Source organism: Streptomyces sp. 13-12-16, from assembly GCF_002114215.1.
In the GTDB taxonomy this organism is placed as follows: Bacteria; Actinomycetota; Actinomycetes; order Streptomycetales; family Streptomycetaceae; genus Streptomyces.
Genome location: NZ_NCTE01000612.1, coordinates 1 through 4,574, shown reverse-complemented (window position 1 = coordinate 4,574; position 4,574 = coordinate 1). Strand labels below are relative to the sequence as shown.

Genomic DNA, 4,574 nt, shown 5'->3' with positions numbered 1-4,574 from the left:
GAGGTCGCGCACCCGCTCGCCGGTGTCGGCGGCGACGGCGCCGCGCGTGACGAACACCAGCCGGGACGGTCCGGACGGGTTCAGCTCCAGCCACTCGCGCACCAGGTCGAGGGCGCGGGCGGTGAGGGTGTGGGCGGCGGCGGGCAGCTCACCGCCGCCGTCCAGCGGCACCAGGACCAGCTCGGGCCGCGGAGAGGCGGCCAGGCTGTCGGCGAGGGCGGTGACGGCGGTGCCCGGCAGTCCCGTGCCGGCGCCGAGGACGGCGCAGTGGACGTCCGTGTCGGCGCCGGTGTCGGGGGCGGGGGTCCACTGGAGGCGGAGCAGGCCGTCCTGTTCGCTGCCGTGCAGCGCGGGGGCCTGGATGGCGGAGGGGACGCGCAGGATCAGCGACTCGGCGGAGAGCACGGGTGCGCCCTCGACGTCGACCGCGGCGATGGAGACGGAGTCCTCGCCCGTGCGGGCGACCCGGACGCGGACCACGGAGGCGCCGCCCGCGTGCAGGGACACCCCGGACCAGGAGAACGGCAGCAGCTTCTTGCCGTCGCCGAGGCCGACGAAGCCGACGGACTGCACGGCGGCGTCGAGCAGCGCCGGGTGCATGCCGTAGTACTCGGCGTCGTCGACCTGGTTCGGCAGGGCGACCTCGACGAACGCCTCGTCGCCGCGCCGCCAGACGGCGCGCAGCCCCTGGAAGACGGGGCCGTACTCGGTGCGTTCGTAGAAGCCCTCGAGGTCGGCGGCGACGGCGCCGCGCGGGGGCCAGACGCTCGCGTCGAAGGCGGTGGTGCGTTCGCCGGTGGAGAGGACGCCGTTGGCGTGCTCGGTCCAGCGCTGCTCCGGGTCGTCCATGGACTGCGAGTAGACGGTGACCTTGCGGGCTCCGGTCTCGTCCGGGGCGCCGACCCACACCTGGACGACGGCGGCGGCGTTCTCGGTGAGGATGAGCGGCTTGGCGAGGGTGAGTTCGTCGATGCGGTCGCAGCCGACCTGGTCGCCGGCGCGGACGGCGAGCTCCAGGAAGCCGGTGGCGGGGAAGGCGACCACGCCGCCCACCGTGTGGTCCATCAGCCAGGGGTGGGTCTGCGCGGAGAGCCGGCCGGTGAACAGGACCCCGTCGAGGCCGGCCAGGGACACCGCGGCGCCCAGCAGGGGGTGTTCGGCGGAGACGAGGCCGGCGGCCGACACGTCGCCGGCGGCGGCCATCAGGACGGGCCAGTACCGCTCGTGCTGCCAGGGGTAGGTGGGCAGGTCGGTGCGGCGCGCACCGGTCCCGTCGAAGCAGCGGGCCCAGTCGACGCCGACGCCCGCGACGTGGAGCCGTGACAGCGCGGTGAGCAGGGCGCGTTCCTCGGCGCGGTCCTTGCGCAGGGCGGCGGCGGAGACGGTGTCGGCGGTGCCGTCGAGCACCCGCGCGGCCATCCCGGTGAGGACGCCGTCGGGGCCCAGTTCCAGGAAGGCGTCGGCGCCGGCGTCGGCCAGGGCGCGCACGCCGTCGGCGAAGCGCACCGTCTGCCGGACGTGGCGCACCCAGTAGTCGGCGGAGCACAGCAGGTCGGGGCCGGCGATCTCGCCGGTCACGTTGGAGACGACGGGGAGGAGCGGTTCGGTGTAGGTGAGGCTCTCGGCGACCTCGCGGAAGGCGTCGAGCATCGGCTCCATCAGCGGCGAGTGGAAGGCGTGGCTCACCGACAGCCGCCGCGTCCTGCGGCCCTGGTCGGCGAAACCGGCCGCGAGGGCGAGGACTTCCGTCTCGTCACCGGCGACGACCACGGCGTCCGGACCGTTGACCGCGGCCACCGACACACCGGCGGTCAGCTTGCGGGTGACCTCCTCCTCGGTGGCCTGGACGGCCATCATGGCGCCACCCGCGGGGAGTTCCTGCATCAGCCGGGCGCGGGCCGCGACCAGCGTGCAGGCGTCGTCCAGCGACAGCACGCCCGCCACGTGCGCGGCGGCGACCTCACCGACCGAGTGCCCCCCGACGAACTCCGGTGTCACACCCCACGACTCCACCAGCCGGTAGAGCGCCACCTCGACGGCGAACAACGCGGGCTGCGTGTAGCCGGTGGCGTCGAGGAGTTCCGCCTCGGGGGTGCGGCGTCCGGCGAAGACGATGTCGCGCAGCGGACGGTCGAGTTCGCGGTCGAGCCGGTGCAGTACGGCGTCGAGGGCTTCGGCGAACACCGGGAAGCGGGCGTACAGTTCGCGGCCCATGCCGGGCCGCTGGGAGCCCTGGCCGGAGAACAGGACGGCCAGTGACCGTTCCGTGGCCCGGCCGCGGGCCACCTCGGCGGGTACGCCGTCGGCACCGGTGAGCAGCACGGCCCGGTGTTCGAAGACCGAGCGGCCGGTGGCGAGGGAGTAGCCGGTGTCGAGGGCGGTGGCGTCGGTGGGTGCGGTGATCTGTGCGAGCCGGTCCCGCAGGGCGTCCTCGGTCCTGGCGGAGACCGGCCACGGCACGACCGCCGGGGTGAGGGACGGGGTGGCGGGGTCTTCGGGCTCCGGGGCCGGCTCCGCCTGTTCCAGCAGGACGTGGGCGTTGGTGCCGCTGATGCCGAAGGAGGACACGCCGGCCCGGCGGGGGCGGCCGGTCTCCGGCCAGGGGGTGCGCTCGCCCAGGAGCCGGACGGCGCCCGCGGTCCAGTCGACGTGCCGGGACGGCCGGTCGGCGTGCAGGGTGGGCGGCAGGACGCCGTGGCGCATGGCCATGACCATCTTGATGACGCCGGCGACGCCGGCGGCGGCCTGTGCGTGTCCGATGTTCGACTTGACGGAGCCGAGCAGCAGGGGCCGTTCGGGGTCGCGGTCCTGGCCGTAGGTGGCGAGCAGGGCCTGTGCCTCGATGGGGTCGCCGAGGGGGGTGCCGGTGCCGTGGGCCTCGACGGCGTCGATGTCGGCGGTGGTCAGGCCGGCGGACTGCAGGGCGCGCTGGATGACGCGCTGCTGGGCGGGGCCGTTGGGGGCGGTGAAGCCGTTGGAGGCGCCGTCCTGGTTGACGGCGGAACCGCGGATCACGGCGAGCACGGGGTGGCCGTTGCGGCGGGCGTCGGAGAGGCGTTCCAGCAGGAGCATGCCGACGCCCTCGGACCAGCCGGTGCCGTCGGCGTCGTCGGAGAAGGCCTTGCAGCGGCCGTCGGGGGCCAGTCCGCCCTGGCGGCTGAACTCCATCAGGGAGCCGGGCGCGGACATGACGTTGACGCCGCCCGCGAGGGCGAGGGAGCACTCGCCGGCGCGCAGGGCGTGGACGGCGGTGTGCAGGGCGACCAGGGAGGAGGAGCAGGCGGTGTCGACGGTGACGGCCGGGCCCTCCAGGCCGAGGGTGTAGGACACGCGGCCGGAGGTGGCGCTGGCGGCGATGCCGGTGCCGATGTCGCCGGTGGCGTCGGCCAGTGAGCGGATCAGCAGGTAGGCGTAGTCCTGGCCGTTGGTGCCGACGAAGACACCGGTGGAGCTGGAGCGCAGGCTCTGCGGGTCGATGCCGGCCCGCTCCAGGGTCTCCCAGGAGGTCTCCAGGAGCAGGCGCTGCTGCGGGTCCATGGAGACGGCCTCGCGGGGCGAGATCCCGAAGAAGGCGGCGTCGAAGTCGGCGACGCCGTCGAGGAAGCCGCCCTGCCGGCTGACGGAGTGGCCGCGCGCGTCGGCCCCCGCGTCGCGCAGGGCGTCGAGGTCCCAGCCGCGGTCGGTGGGGAACCCGGAGATGGCGTCGGTGCCGGACTCGACGAGCCGCCACAGGTCCTCCGGGGAGGTGACGCCTCCGGGGTAACGGCAGCTCATCGCGACGACGGCGACGGGTTCCGCGGCGGCGGCCGCGAGTTCCCGGTTCTGCCGCCGCAGCCGCTCGGTCTCCTTGAGCGAGGCCCGGAGAGCTTCGACAACTTTTTCGCTGGGCGTGGTCATGGTCGCTCCGTCAGTCCCGCTGTTCGTCGAGGTTGCCGTTGAGTGCCGCCTGCACGAGGTCGTCGACCTCCATGGCGTCGATGGACGCGTCGGACACGTCCTCGGTGCCGGTGCCCTCCGCCCGCGTCCCGGCCGCCGGTGCCTGGGCCCGTCCGGCGAGCTTCAGGAGCGGTTCCAGGACGCCGATCTCGCGCAGCCGGTCGAGGGACACCGAGGCGAGGACGGCGCGCAGCGCGTTCTCGTCGGCGGTGTCGTCGTCCGGCGTGTCGGCGGGCAGCAGCTCGCCGAGGATGTGCTCGGCGAGGGCGGCGGGGGTGGGGTGGTCGAAGACGAGGGTGGCGGACAGGGTGAGTCCGGTGGCGGCGCCGAGCTGGTTGCGCAGCTCGACGGCGCCGAGTGAGTCGAAGCCGAGGTCGCGGAAGGCCCGGTCGGGGCCGACCAGGTCGGTCCCGGTGTGCCCGAGGACGTCGGCGGCGCGTTCCCGCACCAGGGTGAGCACGGTCCCCGGGCGCCGGTTGCCGGGCAGCCGGGCCAGCCGGTCGCGCAGTTCGGACCCGGCCCGGCCGGCGTCGGATCCGGTGGCGGTCGCGGTGGCCGTGAGGGCGGCGTGGGCGGGCATCTCCGTCAGCAGGGCGCTGGGCCGCACGGTGGTGAAGGCCCGCGCGAACCGCTCGGGG

The 4,574-nt window shown here is 74.9% G+C and carries 2 protein-coding genes; both read right to left on the bottom strand.

Going from position 1 to position 4,574, the window contains the following annotated elements; translation table 11 throughout:
- The coding region (locus B7767_RS24235) for a type I polyketide synthase (RefSeq protein ID WP_143652614.1) at window positions 1–3,897 on the bottom strand (3,897 nt) is incomplete at its 3' end.
- Between the two features lie 10 nt (window positions 3,898–3,907).
- A partial coding sequence (locus tag B7767_RS24230; RefSeq protein ID WP_256923546.1) for an acyl carrier protein occupies window positions 3,908–4,574 on the bottom strand: 667 nt, incomplete at its 5' end.